This window comes from Rhizobium sp. OAE497 (assembly GCF_040546565.1).
Lineage (GTDB): Bacteria > Pseudomonadota > Alphaproteobacteria > Rhizobiales > Rhizobiaceae > Rhizobium.
Genome location: NZ_JBEPOA010000001.1, coordinates 1,836,655 through 1,858,371 on the forward strand (window position 1 = coordinate 1,836,655; position 21,717 = coordinate 1,858,371).

The window sequence follows — 21,717 nt, forward strand, 5'->3', positions numbered from 1 at the left end:
AAATTCGATTCTGGAGGTTAGTGAACCCGGTGCGCGCCTGCAATCGGCGTCTTAGCGCACCGGCTGCTTTGCCTGCTGGCGCTTGTAGGAGGCTAGGATCGATTCCTGTGTCAGGCCGTCGTTGCGGACCATGACGGCGTCGAAAGCGATCGGAACCGTGACGGTTTCGGTTTCCTGATAGCCCATGGCCAGCGAGCTGCCCCAGCCATAGGGACGCTCATACGGGATCGGTCCGATCTCCGGCAGAACCACCATCTCGCCAAATCCCTGCGGCGCACCCATCGTGCCGAAAGGCTGCGCCGGTGCGGGCGTTGGGACCGGAGCGGCATTATAGCGGGCGCTTGGCGTCGAACCGCCGTAAGCCGTGGCCGACATCGGAACCGGAACCTTGGAGGTCTGCGGCACGGTCAGCGTGCCCAGGCTGCGCAGCTGGTCGCTGGTGATGCGGCGATCGTTGGAAGCGACCATCACGCCGCTTGCAATCTGGCCGCCCGGATCGACGGCCGGGATGCGGCTGCCCTTCGGCGTGTAGGAGGCCATCAGATAGGGCATGTCATGCCCATCCATCCGCGCCTTGCCGACATACTGAACGCGAACGCGGCCGGTGCCGCTATGCTTCATGTCGAGGAGATCGGCGGTCTTGTTGGACAGGTCGATGATTCGTCCCTCGTGATAAGGGCCGCGATCATTGACGCGCACGATGATCGACGAGCCGTTCTCGACATTGGTGACGCGCGCATAGCTCGGCAGCGGGAATGTCGGATGCGCCGCCGAGATCGACAGCTGATCATAGACCTCGCCATTCGCCGTCAGGCGGCCGTGGAAGGCCGAGCCGTACCAGGAGGCGATGCCGACCTTGCTATAGGAGAAATCTTCCTGCGGATAATACCACTTGCCCTTCACCTGGTAGGGATTGCCGACGATATAGCGACCGCCGCCCTTCGGGATCGGTCCGCCCTCGACGACACGCGGGCTGGCTTTGACGCCATATTCTTTTTCGGAAAAGTATTCTTTGCCGTGAGCGCGCTTCTTCGGCGCCTGAGATGTTGTACCGCACGCCGTGACCGCAGCGCACATCGCCGCCAATGCCAGCCACCGCACACCCGTTGCGAAAGACGCCGCCCCGTATTCCAACTTCATTTGTCCCACGCCGCCAAAGATCGTTATGGTTAAGCAAGTGCCCTAAATCGGACCAACCCTGCCTACGCCCCTGCACCTAACGAGACTTTAATTGTGTGGCCAATGTGCCGAATTTGCGAACAATATCGCAGTCATAGCGGCAATTTTAATGGTTATGGTTTATGAATGGTTAAATTAAAGGTGTTTCACGCCGTGAAACAGATGGCGGAAGAGGTGGGATTCGAACCCACGGTACGGTTTCCCGCACGCCGGTTTTCAAGACCGGTTCCTTAAACCACTCGGACACTCTTCCGTTCCGCGCCTTATGACGCAAAGGCGCGCGTCAATGCAAGGGCTGGACCCAAAAAACTCTGCAGCGGCGGGATCGCTCGTACCGGAAAAATGGGAACATAGGACGCGGCAGGCGGTTGGGTCTTCTTCAACACTGATGAAGGAGGAAATCATGTTTGTGAAAATAGCTGCCGTATCCGTGCTGTCTATCGGGCTGGCAACATCCGCCCTCGCCCAGTCATCCAGCGGCGGTTCTTCGGGTGGTAGTGCAGCGGGAAGCGGATCGGGGACCGGGACGATGTCGGGGGGCGGCAGCATGAGCGGCAATGGAAGCGGCGGCACGAACGGGACGACCAACAGCAATCCCGGGATCGTCGATCCGAACACGACGAACAGCACGATCAATAGCGGAAATTCCGGCTCGAACGGTGATTCAAACGACTGCCGCCGTGAGCCGCCGGCAAATGCAAGCGGCAATACCGGTCCATCAGGCAATGTCGTGAGCCCGGACAATTCGGCCGCGTGCGCACAGTAAAGCCGTTGCGCGCGTCTGGGTGCCTGTCACGTGACCGCAGTTGGCATCCAAGTCGCTCTCGGCTGCGGCCCGCTATGGTTGTCGCGCAACACAAGGCCGAGGCGCCGTGATAGTCCTAAACGGAGCGAAAACCACTCTAACGATGGACTATGGCGGCCAATTTTCCGATTGGCCGTCAGAATGTCGCGCGTTGAGGCTGAAAAGCCGTCCGGGTCTTAGGCGGCGACGGCTTCCTTGGGCTTTACGCCCTTATCCTGCTTGCGCACAGCCTCTTTCGCCATCTTGATCAGGTAGGCGACGAACAGTTCGTTGTCGGCCTCGGCGATTTTGCGGGCTGCTTCCAGGTGTTCCATAAGGTGTGAATGACGCATCTGAGTCTCCCGTCGGTTGCCGTGTATCGATGATCACTAATATGCTTTAATGGCACGTTAATTTTGCAACCTGGAATAATTTACGTGGCGAAGTAAAAACTGGTTTCTTCTCAGCCGTTTCATTCAAATTTTATGCTTAACCATCCGTTAATATTTGGCTTGCCGTGCTTACCCGATGATTTATTCTCGAACGTCAAATGGGAGAGAGTAAAAATGTCCGGTAAGAGTTTGATCATGCCGCTGGGTTTTGCGGCGCTTGCCCTGTCGGGCCTGCTGTTTCAGCTGGTCAGCCATGCGATGCATATGCCGGTGACATTGCTTCAGCCCTGAGAATCGGGGGAACCTTTCTGCAGTTTCCGCGTTCATTTCGTTGTTTTTCTCGGAGGGAAATCACTATGGAAGATCAGGGCGTAGGCTGGATTGCGGCAATCATCATAGGCGGCTTTGCCGGCTGGCTGGCCGAAAAGTTCATGAGCAGCAACATGGGCGTGTTCATGAACATCATTCTGGGCATTGTCGGCGCTATCGTCGCCAACTTCATTCTGGGGCTTCTGCATGTGCAGCCGCTGTCGGGCTGGCTCGGCTATCTCATCACCGGTTTCGTCGGCGCCTGCCTGCTGATCGCCATCGGCCGGATGGTCCGGCGCTGATCCCAAGAAAAATGCGCATGAAAAAAGCCGGGATTTCACTCCCGGCTTTTTTGTTGGATGGCGGCAATCAGCGACGGCTCATCAGCCCGAAGACATAGGCGATGCCGGCCGTGACGGCGAGAGCGAAGATCGGCTCCTCGCGCACCTTGTCGCGCACCTTTTCCGTCATCACAGAAGCTTCGTCGGCAACGGCGGTCTTTGCTCCCTGCCCCAGCGCCACGACGCTTTCGGAAAGGCGGGCCAGATCCTCGCGCAACGCGGCTACCTGTGCGGACAGGTCATCGGCGGCGACTTCCGCCTTGACGCGCGCAGCTGTGGATTGGGCGGAGGCGGTTTTCAGTTCGGCCATTGTCTGCTCCTATTTTTCCGGATGCCGCAACAACGAATGGAGGCGGCGAAAGGTTCCCGGCAATGCGCGCTTTTGTTGCCGGCGGCGGCCCAGCAAAATCCATTCCGGACACTGTCATGTTTTCGTCCGATAACGCTTCAATTCCGCCGTGCTTTGCTCTAAGGAACGTCGAAAGCTTTGCCCGTGAATGGGCGGAATATAATGCGAGGTTTGCGTTTCGATGTTCCATATCCTGAGAAGAGCTGCCCAGACCTGGGTCGCCAAGCTCCTCATGCTTCTTCTGGTCGCCTCCTTCGGCATTTGGGGCATATCCCGCGAGCTGATCAGCGGCGGTTCCAGCACGACGGTCGTCACCGTTGGTGATCAGAAGGTGGACGTCAACGAGTTCCGCCTCGCCTACCAGCGCCAGGTGGCAAGCCTCAGCCAGCAGTTCGGCATGCGCCTGACGCCGGATCAGGCCAAGGCCTTCGGTGTCGAGCAGCAGACGATCGCCCAGCTCGTTGCCGGCGCTTCGCTCGACCAGCTCGCCGAAGATATGAATCTCGGCCTCTCCGAAGATCGCCTCGCCCAGCTGATTGGTGACGATCCGGCGTTCAAGGATGTCAGCGGCAAGTTCGACCGCACGCTCTTCACCTCGCGCCTGCGCAATGCCGGTATCCGTGAAGCCGATTATATCAACGAGCGCAGCAAGGTCGCGGTCCGCAGCCAGATCGTCGACGCCGTCTCGAATGGCTTCACCGCCCCGAAGACGCTGGTCGACGCGCTCAAGGTCTACCGCCAGGAAAGCCGCGACATCGATTACCTGCTGCTCACCAACGCCAATATCGAGCCGATCAAGGCGCCCGCCGATGACGTTCTGTCGAAGTGGTTCGATGGCGTAAAGACCCGCTACCGCGCGCCGGAATACCGCAAGGTCGCCTATCTCAAGCTCGAGTCTGCCGACATTGCCGATGTCTCGACGGTCACCGATGAGCAGATCCGCGAAGATTTCGACAAGCGCAAGGAAACCTTCCGCACGCCCGAGACCCGCACGATCGAACAGCTGACCTTCGCCAACAAAGATCTGGCCGCCGCCGCTCTCGCCGCGCTGAAGACCGGCACGACGTTCGACCAGCTGGTCACCGACCAGGGCAAGACGGCGACCGACGTGCTGCTCGGCGATTTCACCAAGGACAAGGTTCCGGATCAGTCCGTTGCCGACGCAGCCTTTACCGTTGCCAAGAGCGGCGGCACGACGCCTGTCGTCGACGGCGCCTTCGGCCCGGTCATCCTGCGCATCACCAATATCAAGCCGGAGACCACCAAGACCCTCGACGAGGTCAAGGAAGACATCCGCAAGCAGCTGGCGCTCGTCAACGCTTCGCAGGAAGTCATCAATGTCCACGATCATATCGAGGACATGCGCAGCGCCGGCCAATCGCTCGAAGACATCGCCAAGGAGCTGAAGCTCAAGGCTGTCGTCATCGACGCGATCGACGCCACGGGCGCTGACAAGGATGGCAACGAGGTCAAGGATATCCCGGCCAAGCAGCAGCTGCTCGGCGAAGCCTTCAAGACCGAAGTCGGCACCCAGCCGGTGGCCCTCTCGCTCGGCAATGACGGCTATGTCTGGTTCGATGTTCGCGAAGTGACGCCGGAGCGCGAGCGCCCGCTCGCCGAAGTACGAGACAAGGCCGTCGCCGACTGGACGGCAGAGCAGCAGAAGCTCGAGCTTGCCAAGAAGGCCGACGAGCTGAAGCAGGAAGCACAGAAGGGCAAGTCGCTGGCCGATATCGCTGCCCCGCTCGGCATCGCGGTCGAAAGCAAGGCCGGTATCACCCGCAGCACCGATGACGCTGTCCTCGGCCGCGCCGTCAACGCTGCCTTCAGCGGTCCGGCCGACACCGTCGCCAGCGCCGTCGGCGCCGATCCGAGCACGCAGATCCTGCTCAAGGTCACCAATGTCAACGACGACCCGACGACCGATGCGCTGACCAACCAGGATGCGCAGATCGCCGCCGTCGCCAATGCCGCCGGTGACGATATCCTCGACCAGATGGTGACCCTGCTGCAGACGCAGTACGGCGCCTCGATCAACCAGACGCTCGCCGATCAGGCAGCCGTTCGCTAGCAGGAGCTTGAGCTGATGACCGATCTGAAGCCGCTTCTGGCCAAGGCCGCGAGCCGCGAGCCTCTGACGCGTGAGGAGGCCCAGGCGGCCTTCGACATCCTGATGTCGGGCCAGGCGACGCCTTCACAGATCGGCGGCTTCCTGATGGCCCTCAGGGTGCGTGGCGAAACCGTCGACGAGATCGTCGGCGCCGCCACCACGATGCGCTCCAAGATGCTGCGCGTCGTCGCCCCCGATGATGCGATCGACATCGTCGGCACCGGCGGTGACGGCAGCGGCACCTACAATATCTCGACGCTGGCGGCGCTGATCGTCGCCGGTGCCGGTGTCCCGGTCGCCAAGCACGGCAACCGCGCTCTGAGCTCGAAATCCGGAGCGTCGGACAGCCTGTCGGCACTCGGCGTCAAGCTGGAGATCAGCCCCGAAGTGATCAGCCGCTGCATCGCGGAAGCCGGTGTCGGCTTCATGTTCGCGCAGCAGCATCACTCGGCGATGCGCCATGTCGGCCCGTCGCGCGTCGAGCTCGGTACGCGCACGATCTTCAATCTGCTGGGACCGCTGACCAACCCCGCCGGCGTCCGCCGCCAGTTGCTCGGCGTCTTCGCCCCGCAATGGGTCGAGCCGCTGGCCGAAGTCATGCGCGATCTCGGTTCCGAGAGCGTCTGGGTCGTCCATGGCGACGGTCTTGATGAAATCACCACGACCGGCAAGACCAGCGTTGCCGCGCTCGAGAACGGCAAGATCCGCACCTTCGAGCTATCGCCGGCCGATTTCGGCGTATCGCCCTGCACGCTTTCGGCGCTGAAGGGCGGCGACGGTGTCGTCAATGCCGCGGCCCTGCGCGAAGTCCTCGGTGGCGCCAAAAATGCCTATCGCGACATTGCACTTGCTAATGCCGCCGCCTCGCTCGTCGTTGCCGGCAAGGCCGAGACGATCGCCAAGGGCATGACGCTGGCCACCCAGTCGCTGGATAGCGGCGCGACGGCCGCAGCGCTCGACAAACTCATCGCCGTTTCCAACGATATCGACTAGGATCCACCGATGACCGATATCCTGAAGAAAATCGAAACCTACAAGCGCGAAGAGATCGCCGCCGCCAAGGCCAAGGTCTCGCTTGCCGACCTGAAGGCGATGCAGGCCGGCCAATCGGCGCCGCGCGGCTTTCACCAAGCGCTCGTCGCCAAACGTGATGCCGGCGAGTTCGGCCTGATTGCCGAAATCAAGAAGGCCAGCCCGTCCAAGGGCCTGATCCGCCCGGATTTCGATCCGCCGGCGCTTGCCAAGGCCTATGAGAACGGCAGCGCCGCCTGTCTTTCGGTTCTGACCGATACGCCGAGCTTCCAGGGCGCGCCGGAATTCCTGACCGCTGCCCGCGCCGCCTGCTCGCTGCCGGCGCTGCGCAAGGATTTCATGTTCGAGACCTACCAGGTCCATGAAGCCCGCGCATGGGGCGCAGACTGCATCCTGCTGATCATGGCATCGCTGAGCGATAGCGACGCCGAGCGCCTGCAGGACGAAGCCTTCGGGCTCGGCATGGATGTTCTGGTCGAAGTCCACGATGCCGAGGAAATGGAGCGGGCGCTGAAGCTCTCCTCACCGCTCGTCGGCATCAACAACCGCAATCTGCGCACCTTCGAAGTCAGCCTGACGGTCAGCGAACAGCTATCGGCCATGGTGCCCGACGATCGTCTGCTGGTCGGCGAAAGCGGCATCTTCACCAATGCCGATTGCAAGCGCCTGCAGGCCTTCGGCATCAACACCTTCCTCGTCGGCGAGAGCCTGATGCGCAAGGACGATGTCGCAGCCGCCACCCGCGCGCTGCTGTTCGGCGAAGCCGCAATCGCGGCTGAATGACATGAGCGGCGACGAGCCCCGCCTGACCCATATCGGCGCCTCCGGTGAGGCGAACATGGTCGATGTCGGCGACAAGGCCGAAACGACCCGCATTGCCACCGCTGAAGGTCACGTGCGGATGGCGCCTGAGACGCTGGCGCTGATCCGCGATGGCAACGCCAAGAAGGGCGATGTCATCGGCACCGCCCGTCTGGCCGGCATCATGGCTGCCAAGCAGACCTCCAGTCTCATTCCGCTCTGCCATCCGCTGATGCTGACCAAGGTCAGCGTCGAGATCGACGAACACGCCGCCCTGCCCGGCCTTCGGGTGACTGCGACGGCCAAACTCACCGGCAAGACCGGCGTCGAGATGGAAGCGTTGACCGCGGTCTCCGTCGCCTGCCTGACGATCTACGACATGGCAAAGGCGGCAGACAAGGCGATGGAAATCGGCGGCATCCGCCTGCTGGAAAAGTCCGGCGGCAAGTCCGGCGACTTCCGTCATCCGGAGGCCGGCCGATGAGCAGCCTGTTGCCGGTAGCCGAAGCCCAGGCCCGCCTGCTCGGCAGTGCATCGCCCGTTTCGGAGCATGAGACCGTGGCACTGGCTGAGGCCGATGGCCGCGTCCTGGCAGCCGATCTCGTTGCCCGGCTAACCCAGCCGCCCTTCAATGCTTCCGCTATGGATGGCTACGCGCTGCGACGTGACGATGCGCCGGAGCCGGGCGCAGAGCTTCGCGTCACCGGTACCTCTTCCGCCGGTCACGCCTTCGAGGGCACGGTCGGCAAGGGCGAAGCCGTCCGCATCTTCACCGGCGCACCGGTGCCTGAGGGCGCCGACAGCGTGCTGTTGCAGGAAGATGCCGAAAAGATCGACGGCGGCGTGCGTACAAAATTCCCGGTGCGCCAGGGCCAGCATATCCGCCCGCGCGGCCAGGATTTTCTGGAAGGCCAACCGGTGCTGCTTGCCGGCACGGTGATGGATTTCAGCAGGCTGACGGTCGCTGCCGGGATGAACCAACCGGACATGCCAGTCCTGCGCAAGCCGCGCGTCGCGATCCTTGCGACCGGAGACGAGCTGGTGACACCGGGGAGCAAGCCCGGCCCATCGCAGATCATCGCGTCGAGCACCTTTGGCGTTGCCGCTCTCGTGCGCAATGCCGGTGGTCAGGTGCTCGATCTCGGGATCGTTCCTGACGACAAGGCCGCCATCACCGCCGCGATCCGCAAGGCCGAAGTGGCAGGTGCCGATGTCATCGTGACGCTCGGCGGCGCATCCGTCGGCGACCACGATCTCGTTCAGTCGACCCTGGTTGCCGCAGGCATGAAACTCGATTTCTGGCGGATCGCCATGCGGCCCGGAAAGCCACTGATGGTCGGCAGCCTCGGCAAGGTTCATGTTCTCGGCCTGCCGGGAAACCCTGTTTCGACGCTGGTCTGCGCGCTGCTCTTCCTCGAGCCGCTGGTCCGCAAGCTTGCTTCGCTGCCGCCGGTCAAGCGTGAGATCGTTGCTGAAGCGGCCGTCGAGCTCGCAGCCAACGACCAGCGCCAGGATTATGTCCGCGCCACACTCGCAAAATCGCCATCCGGCGCATGGCAGGCAAAGCCGTTCGGCAAGCAGGATTCGTCGATGATGAAGATCTTCGCGGCCGCCGATTGCCTGATCGTCCGTCCGCCGCATGCGCCCGCACTTTCCGCCGGTGCGCCCTGCCCTGTCATGCTGCTGCGCCCCGGCCTGCTGCCGTAGCGTCGGTCGCCTTCACGCCGATCCAGAAGCAGCTCTGCGCCAGTATGCTGGCGCCGACGAGAACGCTTGCCGCCGCCAGGCCCGGATCGCCGCCGATGCCTGCCAGCGCCGTGCAGACGGCTCCAACAGCCATCTGCGTTGCGCCATAGAGGCCGGAAGCCGAGCCGGTGACCTTCGGATTGACGCTGACGGCAAGCGTCAGCGCATTCGGCGAAGCCACGCCCGCACCGATCGTATAGACCATGATCGCCGCCATCATCGGCAGCAGCTGGAGTTCGCCGCTCGCCGCCAGCGCCAGGAACGCGAGTGCAGCACCGATGCTGACGAGGTTGGAGATCACCATCAGCCGCTTCATCGCAAAGCGCCCGATCAGCCGTGTCGCGATCATGCTGCCGATCCAGTAGCCGAAGATCAGCAAAGCAAGGCAGATGCCCACCTCGGTTGCCGGCCGGTGCAGCTCGTTCATGACGATGAAGGGCGCCGATGCGGTAAAGGCATACATCGACGTCGTCGCGCATCCCCCGCCGATCGCGTAGCCAACGAAGGCCGGTGAGCGAAGCAGGCCGAGATAGTCGCGGCTCAGCGATTTGACCGAGGTCTCGGCATTGCGCCGTCCGGTCTCCGGCACCAGCTTCCAGGTCATCAGCATGTTGAGAATGCCGAGCGCACAGAGCGCCACGAAGATCGAGCGCCAGCCAAGCGTTGCCGCAAGCGCCCCACCTGCAATCGGCGCAAGTCCGGGGCCGACCGTTACCATCAGGTTCATCACCGCAAGCCGCTTGGCGGTATCGTCAGCCGTCGAGGTGTCGCGGACAATGGCTCTTGCGATGACGAGGCCAGCGCAGCCGCCGAGCGCCTGAAAAAGCCGCGCGGCGATCAGCGCATGGACGCTCGGCGAAACGAGTGCCGCGAGCCCCGCAAGCGTATAGAGCACCAGCCCGCTCATCAGCACCGGACGGCGCCCGTAGCGATCCGAAAGCGGTCCATAGACCAGCTGCCCGACGGCAAGGCCGAAAATATAGAGGCTGACCGTCATCTGCATTTCACCGATGCTGGCGCCGAGATCGGTTGCGGCCGACGGCAGAGCCGGGACGAAGATGTGCATGGCAAGCGTGCCGCTGAAGGTCACGAGCGCCAGCAGCCAGACGGGAACGCTCTTCGGCGATATCAACGGCGCGGCATCGGCCAGCCGGCCAGGATGGGAATTCACGATACTTGCTCCTCGCTGGGGCGGGAAAAGACGGTGGAGATATGTTCGAGCACACGGAATGCCGTCTCGACATCTTCGCGCTTCAATCCGGCGAGCGCCTCTTCGCGCACGCTCTGCGCCACACGCTCGACGTCAATGACGGTGCGACGTCCTACCTCGGTGAGCACGATCGCCTTGGCGCGCCGGTCCTCCCCTTCCTGCCGTTCGACGAGACCCGCTGCCTCCAGATTGTCGATCAGCCGCACGACCGAGGAATTATCGAGCGACAGCGAGGCCGCCAGCGCCTTCTGGTGCATCGGTGTCGCCGACCGCGAGATGCGCAGCAGCGGCAGCCAGGTGGCTTCGGTGAGGCCGAACGGCTGCAGCTTCTGATCGGCGGCGCGGCGCCAAAGGCGCCCGGCCTGACCGACAAGCGTGCCGAAGGTGGCGAGAATTCTATCGTGCTCGGGAGGCATGAGACATATCCGTTGATATCGCAATAGATGACATATCATCTAATTTGGCGCAAGAACGCGCTGACATGAAATATTCTCGTCCTGCGATGGAGAAATGCGCCGCCGCCGGCGTGAAATGCTGTAGCCCTAGAAGGCTCCCGACGTGACATAGAAGACCGCTGCCCAGGCGAGGATCGCCAGTATTCCCAATCCGATAATCAGTAGGCGCATGAAACATTCCCGTATTTGCGGCACGAACTACGCAAGGTGGAATGTTTCGGATCAGTCGCAGGCAAGTAAAACACGCTAATTCGCGCAAAGGTCGTGTCACGGCGACGTCACGCGACACCAACGGCGTCTTATGGTTACCTGATCGTGAGGCGTCCGACCCGCCTCCGAACCTCCAATTCAATGCCCGTTGCACTTCGGCGGGCGGCCTGATGCAAGTCGGCGGACCTGCGAGGGCAATAGGGCTCGCCTGTGTTTCGCGTGGCGAGCCCATTTTTTCTTTCGTCATCCGTTGTCTCAAGGGATTTCAGAGTAAAGCCATGCGTTCGATCAAAGATTCAGACCCCGATCTTGCCGTGTTCCTGAAGCTTCGCATGCAGGAGATCTTCCTGCGGCTGAAGAGCCAGGGATGGAGCGATGCCGATATCGGCGTGGCGCTCGACGAACTCATCGTCCGCTTCGAGCGGAACCGGGAGCCGGAGGATATGCGCCTTCGCCTCGCGATGTAGCCGGCCACGTTTACCGCTCTCGCCTTCCCGGCACCGGAATGATATCACGGCACCCGTTATTTGGACGCGGCGCCGGGTTCCGGCGCGCATAGGCAATGGAGGCGAGTATGGCGGTTGAAAAGGTAGCATTGGTCACGGCAGGTGGCAGCGGCATGGGTGCTGCGGCGGCGAAACGCCTGGCAGCCGACGGCTACAAGGTCGCGATCCTGTCCTCCTCGGGCAAGGGCGAAGAGCTCGCCAAGGAACTTGGCGGCTTCGGCGTCACCGGCTCCAACCAGTCGAACGACGACCTGCGCAAGCTGACCGATCGTGCCCTTTCCGAATGGGGCCGCATCGACGTGCTCGTCAATAGCGCCGGTCATGGCCCGCGCGCGCCGATCCTCGAGATCACCGACGAAGACTGGCATCGCGGCATGGACGTCTACCTGATGAACGTCATCCGCCCGACGCGGCTTGTGACACCGCAGATGCAGAAGCAGAAATCAGGCGTGATCATCAACATCTCCACCGCCTGGGCCTTCGAGCCGAGCGCGATGTTCCCGACCTCGGCGGTCTTCCGCGCCGGTCTGGCGTCCTTCACCAAGGTCTTCGCCGAGACCTATGCGGGCGACAATATCCGCATGAACAACGTTCTGCCCGGCTGGATCGACAGCCTTCCGGCAACCGAGGAACGCCGCGACAGTGTGCCGATGAAGCGCTACGGCACCAGCGAGGAAATCGCCGCCACCATCGCCTTCCTGGCCTCTGATGGCGCCGGTTACATCACTGGCCAGAACCTGCGCGTCGATGGCGGCCTGACCCGCTCCGTCTGACAAATGCTGGCGCCCGTTCGCGTCGTGCGGCGGGCGTCACTTCAAGCGAGCGTATAGACGCCGCTTTCCGTTTCCCCTTCACCGAAATCTGCGACGGCGTAACTCGCCAGCAACTTCAGCTTGGCGCGCGGCAGCGGCTTGCGCCCGGGATCGCCGATCAGCACCTCGATACCGGCATCCCGGCAGTGGCGTAGGAATGCGAGGCTGCGTTTAGCAAGCGCCCGGTTGTAGAAGAGATCGCCGGCAAGGATGACGTCGGCCGCAGGCGGCGGACCATCCAGCAGATCGGATTGCAGCACCGCCAGCGTCACGCCATTGGCGGCCGCATTGAGCCGCGTTGCCATGACCGCATAGGCATCCGTGTCGATCGCCATAACACGCGCCCCACCCATGGCCGCAGCAATTGCGACGATGCCGGAACCGCAGCCGAGGTCGATGACGTCGCGGCCGCGCACGCATTCGGGATGAGAAAGTAGATGGCGGGCCAGCGCGCTGCCGCCGGCCCAGTGATAGGCCCAGTAAGGCGGCTCGCCGCCTCCACCGGGGAGACGGCCAAGCCGGCTTGCGGAATGCGCCGCATAAAGCCTGATCTCCGGCACCGATGGTGCCGGACGAAGCTCGAGATTTCTGATGATGAAGGCTTCGGCGTCTTCAGGGGTGACCGGCATCAACGCCTCACACTGGCAATGTGCCGGCTACCACTGTTGTCAGCCCTGCTTCTTCTTGGGGAACTTGCCCTTCGGCGCAAAGCCACCCTTGCCCTCGGGCTTGCCCTTGCCCTCGAATTTCGGCCTGCCTTCAAACTTCGGCTTGTCGCCGAACTTGGGCTTGTCGCCGAATTTCGCCTGGCCCTCGAACTTGCCCTTGCCGGGCTTCTTGCTCCAGGGCTTGTCGCTGCGCTCGGGCGCACCTTCGGTCTGGAAATCCTTCTTGAACTTGGCCTTCGGCCGGTCCTCGCGGAAATCGTCGTCGCGGCGGGCCTCGTAGGCCTTCTTGCCCTGCGGCTTGCCGGCGGCCGGCTTGCTGAAATCGGGCATGCCGTTCAGGCGATTGACGCGGATGCCGCGTTCCATCGTCTTGTTCGGGCCGAGCGCCTTCAGGAAGGCTTCGGCATTGTCCGCTGCGATCTCCACGAAAGTCTCTTCCGGCTGCATCTTGATCGCGCCGATTTCGCGCTTCGTCAGATTGCCGTTGCGGCAGATCATCGGGATCAGCCAGCGCGGCTCGGCATTCTGCTTGCGGCCGACCGAGAGCGAGAACCAGACGCTCGGGCCGAAATCGTCGCGCGGACCCTTCTGGCTCGGTTCGCGCGGACCATCGGCATTGTCGCGGCGCTTGCGCGCACCGCCATCGAGCGACACTTCGGTAATGTCCTCGGGTGCCGACTGGTTGGAGCGGTAGAGCCGCACGAAGGCCGCCGCCAGCTTCTCGGGGCCATAGTTGGCGATCAGCTGGTTGACGAGGATTTCGTCGTCCTGCACGTCTGCATCGCTAAGGATCGGATCGGCCAGCAGCCGCTCGTCGTCGCGGCGCATGACCTCCTCGGCAGACGGCGGGCGTGCCCAGGTCGGCGAGATGCCGGCGCCGTCGAGAATACGCTCGGCCTTGCGGCGGGCATTGAGCGGCACGATCAGCGCGCTGACGCCCTTGCGCCCTGCGCGGCCGGTACGGCCGCTGCGGTGAAGCAGGGTTTCCGGGTTGGTCGGCAGGTCGGCATGGATGACGAGGTCGAGGCCCGGAAGGTCGATGCCGCGAGCGGCGACGTCGGTGGCAATGCAGACCCGCGCCCGGCCGTCGCGCATCGCCTGCAGCGCATGCGTACGTTCGTTCTGGGTGAGTTCGCCGGAGAGTGCGACGACGGAGAAATTGCGGTTGTTGAACCGCGCCGTCAGGTGATTGACGGCCGCACGCGTCGAGCAGAACACAATGGCGTTCTTCGCATCGTAATAGCGCAACACATTGATGATGGCGTTTTCGCGGTCCGAAGGCGCCACGGCCAGCGCGCGATATTCGATATCGACATGCTGCTTTTCTTCCGACTGCGTCGAGATGCGCACGGCGTCGCGCTGGTAGCTCTTGGCAAGCTTGGCGATCGCTGCCGGTACCGTCGCCGAGAACATCAGCGTGCGGCGGTCATCAGGTGCTGCTTCGAGAATGAATTCGAGATCTTCGCGGAAGCCGAGATCGAGCATCTCGTCGGCTTCATCGAGCACCACGGCCTTCAGCGCCGACATGTCGAGCGCCTTGCGGCGGATATGATCGCAGAGACGGCCAGGCGTGCCGACGACGATATGGGCGCCGCGCTCCAGCGCCCGGCGCTCGCTGCGGATATCCATGCCGCCGACGCAGCTGACGATCAGCGCACCGGTCATTTCATAAAGCCATTCCAGCTCGCGCTTCACCTGCAGGGCAAGTTCGCGGGTCGGCGCGATAACAAGCGCCAGCGGCTCGGCGGCCGGCTCGAAGCGGTCATTGTCTTCAAGCAGCGTCGGAGCGAGCGCCAGACCGAAGGCAACGGTCTTGCCGGAGCCGGTCTGGGCGGAAACAAGTGCGTCGGAAGCGGCCAGCGCCGGGTCGAGCATCGCCTGCTGAACCGGGGTCAACGTCGTATAGCCGCGCTTCGACAACGCCTTGGCGATCGCCGGAACGACGCCGTTAATCTCTGTCATGTGATCTGTCTTTCGGAATTTTCAGGCGCACCTGCGCCTTGGCCGGGATCAGCCCGGCCGGACGGTTGCGCGTTCCTATCTCTTCGCGCGCAAAAAGTCAAAGTGCGAGATCATGCCGCCTGCTGGCGCCGTAACCAGACCTCGATGCCACCGGCCCGGCCGCGGATGCGCGTCTCGAACGGTCCCTCCAGCACACCGCCAGCCGGTGGCGTTCCACCGGCAGAAGCTGCGTGAACCAATGCGGCACTGAAGGCGATCTCCGAGCCGCGGCTCGCAGCCACTTCCATCAGCCTGCTCGCGACATTGACGGTATCGCCCGTCGCCGTGATCTGCTGGCGGCTGCCCGTGCCGAGACGCGACGCCACGACTGGCCCGCAGTGGACGCCGATCTTGAAGCCGATCTTGCGGCCATCGGGAATGGCGGGATTGAGTGCAAGCCAGCTGCGGGTGCGCTCGGCAAGCGCCAGCGCGCAGGCGGCCGCCCGCGTCGCGTCATCGGCCTGCGGCTCAGGCAATCCGAACAGGATCATCGCGCCGTCGCCCATGAAGCTGGTGATCGCCCCGCCATGTGCACGCGCTTCCTCATCGACGAGCTCGAAGAAGCCGCTCAGGATTTCGCGCACGGCGACCGCGCCGACCGCTTCGCTCATGCCGGTAAAGCCCGAGAGGTCGATGAAGATCACGGCCGCGTTCTGCCGGACGGGTTGAGAGAGGAATGAGGGATCGCGCGCCAGCCATTCGCCAAGACCGGGCGCTTCGATCCGCTGCAACAGCTCGCTCTGCGCCGCAAAATGGCGGGCACTGCTGCGGTCGGCGAAAAGCTGTACGGCGCCGAAGATCAGCGCCGGAGGAAGCGCCGCAGCAATCGGCAGCGCTGCGCTCAGCCAGTATCCCTGCCGGAAGGCTGCGACATTGATCATCGCCCAGGTGACAAACAAGAGCGCAATCAGCACGAAGCCGATCAGACTGCGGCGCCAGGCAAGCAAACCGATGACCGCCAGCGGCAGCAGCACGGCGATGGTCGCATCGAGCCGCCGGATATTGTGATCGCGGATGATGCTGTCGCCCGCCACGAGATGCGTGATCGCCGTCGACATCACCTCGACACCCGGCAGAACCGGATCGAACGGCGTCGGGAACACATCGCCGCCGCCGGTAACGGTCGCGCCGATCACTACCACCTTGTCGGTGATTTCCTGCCCGCTGAGCTTGCCGTCCAGCGCATCGGCGATGCTGACCGTCGGGATCGTGCCGCGCGGGCCATAGAAGGTCAGCGGCAGGCGCTGGCCTGTGTCGGTCGGGATTCGGGTCTCGGTGAAGGAAATGGCACCCGGCTGGAAAGCCGGGTCGTGCCCGACGGCCAGGGATGCAGTCCTGAGGGGGAAGGACGCATCGACTCGCCCCTCGCCGCGCGACAGCAGCGGAATGAAGCGCGGCACGCCGGTCTGGTCGGTCGCGACGTTGACGATCCCTGTCGCCGCCACATCCGCAAAGCGCTTCTGCGGCAGAAGCAGGCTTTGGGCCACCGGTATCGCCGCCAGCGGATCATTGGCCTCGCTGACCACAGTCTGCGCGCTCTGCGGAAAGACCGCGGCGCCGGCGATGACCGAGGGCACCAGACGCAGCGCCGTGGTCAGCGCGCTGTCACCCGCCTCGCTGCCGGGATCGACGAACAGCAGATCGAGCGCGATGACCTTCGGTTTCAGCGCCGCGATCTCGGTCACTGCCTGCGCCAGCGTCGCGCGGTCGAGCGGATAGCCGTGCTCGGCGGCGGTCCGGTCGTCGATCGCCGCGATCGTTGCGACCGGCGGCGGCTTTCGCGCTCCGATCAGCGTGCTCTTCAGATCGGTGAGGGTCGCTTCTGGGCGATCGAGAAACGAGGCGCCGCCGGAAAGCTGCAGCGACCCGAGGAACGCTCCCCAGAGTGCCGCGGCAAGCAGTGCGGCGGTGACGATAACAGACTGGCGCGGCATCGGTTGCTACTGACCGAGGCGGGCAAGGAGTGCGGCAGCGCGAGGACCCGGCCAGCGGCGCACCTCGAGCGGCGCCGTGCCGCTGCGGACATCGACGCCCTCGCCCGGCCGCAGCACCACGGGATCACCCTGCGGGCGGCGCACGCCGACGGCGCCGCGAACGACGAGCACCGAAGTCTGCCCGCCACCGACATCGACCGCCCATTGCGTGCCGCGCACGGCGGCGATCGCCTGCGGTGTCACCACCTGGAAACCACCGCTATGCCGGCTGCTGTCGACATCGACGAGAATCGCCTTGCGGCGCAACGACACGCTATCGGGGCTGCCGTCGCCATTGCGGTCGTGGAGCGTGAAGCTGGCACCGGCCTCTGCGGTCACGGTAACGCCGCCCGGGCAGCGCAGGATGCGGCGGCCGCCATCACCGTTCTGCAGCGCGCAGCCATTGGTCTGCGCCATCACCGCGCCCGGCAGAGCAAGCAGGATGCACGCCGCGGCGGAACCGCGAAGGATTGCTGAAACCACGCCCATGATCCGTCCCCACATCGCTGAGACCTGCCGCCGCTGCGCCATACAGAGGCGTCGTACGGCCAGTCCGTTTCCCGGTTCGCCATCATAAAACAAAAGCTTGATCCCGTATGCAGAAAAGCGGCTGCGCTGGCAAGCGTCAGCCGATGACGGCAAGCGGCGGGCCGCAATAACGCGCCCGGGGGCGGATGAGATGGCCTCCCTCGACCTGCTCCATCGCATGCGCAAGCCAGCCGCAGGTGCGCGCCAGCGCAAAGATCACCATCGGCGCATCCTGCGGCAGGCCGAAGCTCGCCGCCATTGCCGTCAGCGCGAAGTCGACATTGGCCTGCTCGCCGGTCATCGCCTCACCGGCCTGGCGCAATTCCCGGAACACCGGCGGCAGTTCGAAATGCGCAAAGAGCTCGGAAGCGCGAATGTCACCATCCGGGTACAGCGGATGCCCGAAGGCGGGAAGCGCATGCCCCTGAGACAAGGTCCGGCGCACGGCCGCCTCGGCACCGATGGTTGTCGCCAGCGCCGCGAGCCCGGCAACACCCTGCCAGGCGCCGCCGTGCAGCGGACCCGTAAGTGCCGAAAGACCGGAGAGAACTGCCGCGGAAAGCGCCGCACCCGACGAGGCTGCGACACGGGCGGCAAAGGTCGACGCGTTCAATTCGTGATCGGCAAGCAGCACCATGGCGCGCCGCAGGCAATCTGTGGCGTCTGGATTGCCCCAGGCGTCGGCGAGTTTCTCGTGGGTGAAATCGCCTCTACCGGGCGCCAGCGCGGCGCTGACTGTTGCAAAGACCGAGATAGCCTCATTGCGCAATACAGCCCGCGAGCGGCCAAGGCTCGGCAGATCATGCGTCACCCGCGCGGCAAGCGTGCCGAATGCATCACCGATCGAGGGTGTCCTCTCCATGGCAGCTGCCTCCGGGAGCGTCACGCCCGGCATGTCCCAGAGAAGTGCCGCCACCGTCTCCAGCGTCGCCAACGCCGAAAGTGCTGCGGCATCGCGGCCGCGATAGTAGAGCCTCCCGTCGGCAATCGTCGAGACTGCCGAGGGCAGAACCGGATCGCCCCATTGGATCGCCTCGGCGGCGACAGCCTCGCTCTTGCGCCGCCCGGCATGCCGCTCGGCGAGCCGGGCAACGTCGGCGGTGTGATAGAGGCTGCGGCGCGGATCGGCGGGATCCGGCTTGGCGCGAATACGGCCACGGCTGACATTGGCATAAAGCGTCTGCGGCTTGGTGCCGAGACGCGCCAGCGCCTCGTCGGCGGAGAGCCAGGACATGGAGGCCTCGCATTGATCAATTACGTCAAGATTGACGTCAACTAATCTAGGCTCGATCTTTACTCCGGTAAAGGAGAAACACCGATGAAGAATGGTCTTGAAGACGTCATTGCCGCCGAAACCCAGCTGTCGGATGTCGATGGCGAAGCTGGCCGGCTGATCATCCGCGGCGTATCGCTGGATGACCTCGTGGCGAACAGCACCTATGAGAGCACGGCGACGCTGCTGCTCGATGGCATGATGCCGGAGGCGCTCACCGAGGAAGAGCTGCGGCAGCGCCTTGGTCTGGCCCGTCAGGAGGTTTTCGCGCATGTCGCTGCTGCCGACGGCCAGATCCTCGCTTTGCCGCCCGTCGACGCCGTGAGAGCCCTCCTCGCCCGCCTGCCGGATGGCGAGGACGTCGATACCGCTATCCGCCTGATGGCCGCCCCCGCCGTCTTCCTGCCTGCCGTGTTGCGGCTCCAGCAGGGAAAGCAGGCGATCGAGCCTGACGCCGCCCTGTCGCAATCGGCAGACAGTCTGAAGATGCTGACGGGACGCCAGCCGAGCCGCGAGCAGACCGCGGCTCTCGACGCCTATCTCGTGACGATTTCCGATCACGGCCTGAATGCATCCACCTTCGCAGCCCGCGTCATCGCCTCCACCCAGGCCGGACTGACGTCATCGGTGCTGGCCGCAGTCAGCGCCCTCAAGGGCCCGCTGCATGGCGGCGCGCCCGGCCCTGTTCTGGATATGCTGGATGCGATCGGTACGCCCGCCAAGGCTGAGACATGGCTTGGCGATGCGCTCGATCGCGGCGAGCGGCTGATGGGCTTCGGCCACCGCATCTATCGCGTCCGCGATCCGCGCGCCGACGCCTTGAAGGGCGCCCTGAAGCCGCTGACAGCGACGGGTCAGGTGGATGCCAACCGTATCGCGCTTGCCGAGGCCGTCGAGGCTGCGGCGATCTCGATCCTGAGAGAGCGCAAGCCCGACCGGCCGCTCGATGTGAATGTCGAGTTCTACACGGCGCTTCTGCTGGAAGCGCTGGGCTTCCCGCGCGAGTCCTTCACCGGCGTCTTCGCCATCGGCCGCACAGTGGGCTGGATCGCCCATGCCCGCGAACAGGCGCTGCGCGGCCGGCTGATCCGCCCGCGCTCGGTCTATGTCGGCCCACTGCCGAAAGCCGCCTGACGCAAAAGCCCGGCGCTCCGGCGCTGGGCCTTTTCTCAATCTCCGGAATCGACCCCGAGAAAGCCGCCGGACTGGCGCGACCAGAGCCGGTGATAGATGCCGGCTCGCGCCAGCAGGTCCTGATGACGGCCCTCCTCGGCAATCCTGCCCCTATCTAGGACGACGATCCGGTCCATGCGGGCGATCGTCGATAGCCGGTGCGCGATGGCGATCACCGTCTTGCCCTCCATGAAATCGTAGAGCGTGTCCTGGATTGCCGCCTCGACTTCGGAATCGAGCGCCGAAGTCGCTTCGTCCAGTATAAGGATCGGAGCATTCTTCAGGATGGCGCGGGCGAGCGCGATGCGCTGGCGTTGGCCGCCCGAAAGTTTCACCCCACGCTCACCGACATGGGCATCATAGCCGCTGCGGCCCTGCTGATCGCGCAGGCCGGGAATGAAACCGTCGGCATGCGCCTTTACGGCAGCCGCCTCGATCATCGCCTGCGGCAGGTCCTCGCGTCCGTAGGCGATGTTGTCGCGCACCGAACGGTGCAGCAGCGCCGCATTCTGCGCCACCATGCTGAAGCACCCGCGCAGGCTCTCCTGTGTCACCGAGCGGATATCCTGGCCATCGACGGTGATCAGCCCGCTCTCCGCCTCGAAGAAGCGCAGTGCCAGATTGACGAGCGTCGATTTTCCCGCACCCGAGCGGCCGACAAGCCCAACCTTCTCTCCGGCGGCGACATGCAGGCTGACGCGGTCGAGACCGCCCTGCCCCTTGCCATAGTGATGGCTGACGTTTTCGAAGCGCAGCGTCCCGCCATCGAGCCGCAACTCCTTGGCATCAGGTGCATCGGGAATGTCGACAGGCTGAGCGATGGTGCTGAGCTGGTCGCGCGCCGCGCCCATATGGTTGAACAGCGAAGCAACAGCATCCAACAGCCATTCGGCCATGGCGGTGATGCGGAAGCCGAGAGCAATGGCCGCCGCGACCATGCCGAGCGGCGCGCTTCCTGCCTGCCACAGCAGGATCGAATAGCCGATCAGGCTGACCATCAGCAGGCTGCTCAGAAACACCATGCTGCTGTTGACGGTGACCTCAAGCACCTGCGACCGGATGAAGGCGCGCCGGGTGATGTCTAGATGGCGCCTGCTGTCCCGGTCCTCGTCCTGATCCCGCGAAAAGAGCTTGATCGTATCGATATTCGAGAATGTGTCGACCAGCATGCCAGACAGTGCCGAATCGGCCTCCTGGAAGCGCTGCGATGCTTCCCTGATGCGCGGGATGATATAGGCCATCAGCGCGAAATAGAGCGCGACCCAGATGAGCATCGGGATGACCAGCCTGAGATCGACCGAAGCCATCAGCAGGAACGACCCGGCGATATAGATCGCGACATAGGTGATCGTGTGGATGACGGAATAGGCCACACCCGTGGCGCTATTCCCCAGTTCCTGAACGCGCCAGGCGATGCGCCCGGAGAAATCGTTCTGGAACCATCCGACCGACTGGCGTTTGACATGCCGGAGCGCATGCCAGTGGATCATCGCCACCGCGTTCGGCCGGAAGACGATATCGTCGAGCCCCTCGTTGAGCACTGCCGTGCCCGGGCGGACCACGAGCAGCAGAAAGGCGGCGAACATCAGTTCGCTGCCATGGCGCTCCCAGAGTTCGTCTGGGCGGATGGCCGCCAGCGTATCGACCAGACGGCCGGAATAGCCGATCAGCCAGACTTCGAGGACGGCGCCGATCGCCGTCAGCGCCAGGCTTGCGGCGACAGTGCCGCGCAGCGGCTTTAGCGTTGAGAAGATGAACGGCCAGACGCGGCCGGGCGGCGTATCATCGGCATGGGATTGGAAAGGATCGGTCAGCTCTTCGAAGCGACGAAACATGAAGGCCCTCCATGGGGCAGGATGATGTCA

General features: G+C 63.9%; 21 protein-coding genes and 1 tRNA gene. 10 read left to right on the top strand and 12 right to left on the bottom strand.

The window, feature by feature from the left end:
* Positions 1-51: 51 nt before the first annotated feature.
* Both ABIE40_RS09510 and ABIE40_RS09515 read right to left on the bottom strand, forming a co-directional pair.
* Positions 52-1,140, bottom strand: coding sequence for a septal ring lytic transglycosylase RlpA family protein (locus ABIE40_RS09510; protein ID WP_112716199.1), 1,089 nt, complete (start codon positions 1,138-1,140; stop codon positions 52-54).
* A 202-nt stretch (positions 1,141-1,342) separates the two neighbouring features.
* Positions 1,343-1,432, bottom strand: a tRNA-Ser gene (locus tag ABIE40_RS09515).
* Between the two features lie 33 nt (positions 1,433-1,465).
* Here ABIE40_RS09515 and ABIE40_RS09520 point away from each other — a divergent pair.
* Positions 1,466-1,945 (top strand): oxidoreductase, encoded by a 480-nt coding sequence (locus ABIE40_RS09520; protein ID WP_199629642.1) that lies wholly within the window; start codon positions 1,466-1,468, stop codon positions 1,943-1,945.
* Between the two features lie 215 nt (positions 1,946-2,160).
* On the opposite strand, the gene ABIE40_RS09525 is transcribed toward ABIE40_RS09520, so the two are convergent.
* On the bottom strand, positions 2,161-2,316 hold the full coding sequence (locus ABIE40_RS09525) for a hypothetical protein (RefSeq protein WP_162708678.1): 156 nt from the start codon (positions 2,314-2,316) through the stop codon (positions 2,161-2,163).
* A 395-nt stretch (positions 2,317-2,711) separates the two neighbouring features.
* Here ABIE40_RS09525 and ABIE40_RS09530 point away from each other — a divergent pair, with 395 nt between their 5' ends.
* Complete coding sequence (locus ABIE40_RS09530; RefSeq protein ID WP_112716229.1) at positions 2,712-2,966, top strand: GlsB/YeaQ/YmgE family stress response membrane protein; 255 nt, start codon at positions 2,712-2,714, stop codon at positions 2,964-2,966.
* A 67-nt stretch (positions 2,967-3,033) separates the two neighbouring features.
* Here the strand turns inward: ABIE40_RS09530 and ABIE40_RS09535 are convergent, their stop codons facing one another.
* Entirely contained in the window at positions 3,034-3,315 is a 282-nt protein-coding gene (locus ABIE40_RS09535) for a hypothetical protein (protein WP_112716231.1), read from the bottom strand.
* Between the two features lie 220 nt (positions 3,316-3,535).
* Here ABIE40_RS09535 and ABIE40_RS09540 point away from each other — a divergent pair, with 220 nt between their 5' ends.
* From ABIE40_RS09540 to ABIE40_RS09560, 5 genes are read left to right on the top strand one after another with little or no spacing between them, the layout of a single operon-like run.
* Positions 3,536-5,425: a peptidylprolyl isomerase gene (locus tag ABIE40_RS09540; RefSeq protein WP_199629641.1), complete on the top strand. Its 1,890-nt coding sequence runs from the start codon at positions 3,536-3,538 to the stop codon at positions 5,423-5,425.
* A gap of 15 nt (positions 5,426-5,440) precedes the next feature.
* Positions 5,441-6,457, top strand: a complete 1,017-nt coding sequence (gene trpD, locus ABIE40_RS09545) for an anthranilate phosphoribosyltransferase (protein WP_199629640.1) — start codon at positions 5,441-5,443, stop codon at positions 6,455-6,457.
* A 9-nt stretch (positions 6,458-6,466) separates the two neighbouring features.
* The gene (gene trpC, locus ABIE40_RS09550) at positions 6,467-7,279 is read left to right on the top strand and encodes an indole-3-glycerol phosphate synthase TrpC (protein ID WP_199629639.1); all 813 of its coding nucleotides are present in this window, start codon (positions 6,467-6,469) and stop codon (positions 7,277-7,279) included.
* A gap of 1 nt (position 7,280) precedes the next feature.
* Positions 7,281-7,781 carry a cyclic pyranopterin monophosphate synthase MoaC gene (gene moaC / locus ABIE40_RS09555; protein WP_199629638.1) on the top strand — a complete coding sequence of 167 codons (501 nt, stop codon included), beginning with the start codon at positions 7,281-7,283 and terminating at the stop codon, positions 7,779-7,781.
* On the top strand, positions 7,778-9,004 hold the full coding sequence (locus ABIE40_RS09560; protein ID WP_199629637.1) for a molybdopterin molybdotransferase MoeA: 1,227 nt from the start codon (positions 7,778-7,780) through the stop codon (positions 9,002-9,004). The genes moaC and ABIE40_RS09560 overlap by 4 nt, the downstream gene beginning before the upstream one ends.
* On the opposite strand, the gene ABIE40_RS09565 is transcribed toward ABIE40_RS09560, so the two are convergent.
* The gene (locus ABIE40_RS09565; RefSeq protein ID WP_199629636.1) at positions 8,973-10,214 is read right to left on the bottom strand and encodes a multidrug effflux MFS transporter; all 1,242 of its coding nucleotides are present in this window, start codon (positions 10,212-10,214) and stop codon (positions 8,973-8,975) included. The two genes, ABIE40_RS09560 and ABIE40_RS09565, sit on opposite strands and share 32 nt — an antisense overlap.
* The gene (locus ABIE40_RS09570; RefSeq protein ID WP_199629635.1) at positions 10,211-10,669 is read right to left on the bottom strand and encodes a MarR family winged helix-turn-helix transcriptional regulator; all 459 of its coding nucleotides are present in this window, start codon (positions 10,667-10,669) and stop codon (positions 10,211-10,213) included. Before ABIE40_RS09570 ends, ABIE40_RS09565 begins: the two co-directional genes overlap by 4 nt.
* Positions 10,670-11,196: 527 nt before the next feature.
* Here ABIE40_RS09570 and ABIE40_RS09575 point away from each other — a divergent pair.
* Together ABIE40_RS09575 and ABIE40_RS09580 are read left to right on the top strand one after the other, a co-directional pair.
* On the top strand, positions 11,197-11,385 hold the full coding sequence (locus ABIE40_RS09575; RefSeq protein ID WP_112716245.1) for a hypothetical protein: 189 nt from the start codon (positions 11,197-11,199) through the stop codon (positions 11,383-11,385).
* Positions 11,386-11,492: 107 nt separating this feature from the next.
* Entirely contained in the window at positions 11,493-12,197 is a 705-nt protein-coding gene (locus ABIE40_RS09580; RefSeq protein ID WP_130278308.1) for an SDR family oxidoreductase, read from the top strand.
* Between the two features lie 41 nt (positions 12,198-12,238).
* Here the strand turns inward: ABIE40_RS09580 and ABIE40_RS09585 are convergent, their stop codons facing one another.
* From ABIE40_RS09585 to ABIE40_RS09605, 5 genes are all read right to left on the bottom strand, one after another.
* Positions 12,239-12,865, bottom strand: a complete 627-nt coding sequence (locus ABIE40_RS09585; protein ID WP_199629634.1) for a class I SAM-dependent methyltransferase — start codon at positions 12,863-12,865, stop codon at positions 12,239-12,241.
* A gap of 39 nt (positions 12,866-12,904) precedes the next feature.
* Positions 12,905-14,866, bottom strand: a complete 1,962-nt coding sequence (locus tag ABIE40_RS09590; protein WP_199629633.1) for a DEAD/DEAH box helicase — start codon at positions 14,864-14,866, stop codon at positions 12,905-12,907.
* 110 nt (positions 14,867-14,976) lie between these two features.
* Positions 14,977-16,839 (bottom strand): CHASE2 domain-containing protein, encoded by a 1,863-nt coding sequence (locus ABIE40_RS09595; RefSeq protein WP_199629632.1) that lies wholly within the window; start codon positions 16,837-16,839, stop codon positions 14,977-14,979.
* A gap of 6 nt (positions 16,840-16,845) precedes the next feature.
* A complete protein-coding gene (locus tag ABIE40_RS09600; RefSeq protein ID WP_199629631.1) occupies positions 16,846-17,367 on the bottom strand; it encodes a FecR domain-containing protein in 522 nt (173 codons plus the stop codon).
* Between the two features lie 136 nt (positions 17,368-17,503).
* Positions 17,504-18,640 (bottom strand): citrate synthase, encoded by a 1,137-nt coding sequence (locus tag ABIE40_RS09605; protein WP_199629630.1) that lies wholly within the window; start codon positions 18,638-18,640, stop codon positions 17,504-17,506.
* 84 nt (positions 18,641-18,724) lie between these two features.
* Here ABIE40_RS09605 and ABIE40_RS09610 point away from each other — a divergent pair, with 84 nt between their 5' ends.
* Entirely contained in the window at positions 18,725-19,813 is a 1,089-nt protein-coding gene (locus ABIE40_RS09610; RefSeq protein ID WP_199629629.1) for a citrate synthase/methylcitrate synthase, read from the top strand.
* 35 nt (positions 19,814-19,848) lie between these two features.
* On the opposite strand, the gene ABIE40_RS09615 is transcribed toward ABIE40_RS09610, so the two are convergent.
* Complete coding sequence (locus tag ABIE40_RS09615; RefSeq protein ID WP_199629628.1) at positions 19,849-21,687, bottom strand: ABC transporter ATP-binding protein; 1,839 nt, start codon at positions 21,685-21,687, stop codon at positions 19,849-19,851.
* Between the last annotated feature and the right edge of the window lie 30 nt (positions 21,688-21,717).

Coding starts and splice junctions, on each gene's coding strand:
- ABIE40_RS09510 (WP_112716199.1), bottom strand. CDS start 1,140: ATGAAGTTGGAATACGGGGCGGCGTCTTTCGCAACGGGTGTGCGGTGG.
- ABIE40_RS09520 (WP_199629642.1), top strand. CDS start 1,466: ATGCAAGGGCTGGACCCAAAAAACTCTGCAGCGGCGGGATCGCTCGTA.
- ABIE40_RS09525 (WP_162708678.1), bottom strand. CDS start 2,316: ATGCGTCATTCACACCTTATGGAACACCTGGAAGCAGCCCGCAAAATC.
- ABIE40_RS09530 (WP_112716229.1), top strand. CDS start 2,712: ATGGAAGATCAGGGCGTAGGCTGGATTGCGGCAATCATCATAGGCGGC.
- ABIE40_RS09535 (WP_112716231.1), bottom strand. CDS start 3,315: ATGGCCGAACTGAAAACCGCCTCCGCCCAATCCACAGCTGCGCGCGTC.
- ABIE40_RS09540 (WP_199629641.1), top strand. CDS start 3,536: ATGTTCCATATCCTGAGAAGAGCTGCCCAGACCTGGGTCGCCAAGCTC.
- trpD (WP_199629640.1), top strand. CDS start 5,441: ATGACCGATCTGAAGCCGCTTCTGGCCAAGGCCGCGAGCCGCGAGCCT.
- trpC (WP_199629639.1), top strand. CDS start 6,467: ATGACCGATATCCTGAAGAAAATCGAAACCTACAAGCGCGAAGAGATC.
- moaC (WP_199629638.1), top strand. CDS start 7,281: ATGAGCGGCGACGAGCCCCGCCTGACCCATATCGGCGCCTCCGGTGAG.
- ABIE40_RS09560 (WP_199629637.1), top strand. CDS start 7,778: ATGAGCAGCCTGTTGCCGGTAGCCGAAGCCCAGGCCCGCCTGCTCGGC.
- ABIE40_RS09570 (WP_199629635.1), bottom strand. CDS start 10,669: ATGCCTCCCGAGCACGATAGAATTCTCGCCACCTTCGGCACGCTTGTC.
- ABIE40_RS09575 (WP_112716245.1), top strand. CDS start 11,197: ATGCGTTCGATCAAAGATTCAGACCCCGATCTTGCCGTGTTCCTGAAG.
- ABIE40_RS09580 (WP_130278308.1), top strand. CDS start 11,493: ATGGCGGTTGAAAAGGTAGCATTGGTCACGGCAGGTGGCAGCGGCATG.
- ABIE40_RS09585 (WP_199629634.1), bottom strand. CDS start 12,865: ATGCCGGTCACCCCTGAAGACGCCGAAGCCTTCATCATCAGAAATCTC.
- ABIE40_RS09590 (WP_199629633.1), bottom strand. CDS start 14,866: ATGACAGAGATTAACGGCGTCGTTCCGGCGATCGCCAAGGCGTTGTCG.
- ABIE40_RS09595 (WP_199629632.1), bottom strand. CDS start 16,839: ATGCCGCGCCAGTCTGTTATCGTCACCGCCGCACTGCTTGCCGCGGCA.
- ABIE40_RS09600 (WP_199629631.1), bottom strand. CDS start 17,367: ATGGGCGTGGTTTCAGCAATCCTTCGCGGTTCCGCCGCGGCGTGCATC.
- ABIE40_RS09605 (WP_199629630.1), bottom strand. CDS start 18,640: ATGTCCTGGCTCTCCGCCGACGAGGCGCTGGCGCGTCTCGGCACCAAG.
- ABIE40_RS09610 (WP_199629629.1), top strand. CDS start 18,725: ATGAAGAATGGTCTTGAAGACGTCATTGCCGCCGAAACCCAGCTGTCG.
- ABIE40_RS09615 (WP_199629628.1), bottom strand. CDS start 21,687: ATGTTTCGTCGCTTCGAAGAGCTGACCGATCCTTTCCAATCCCATGCC.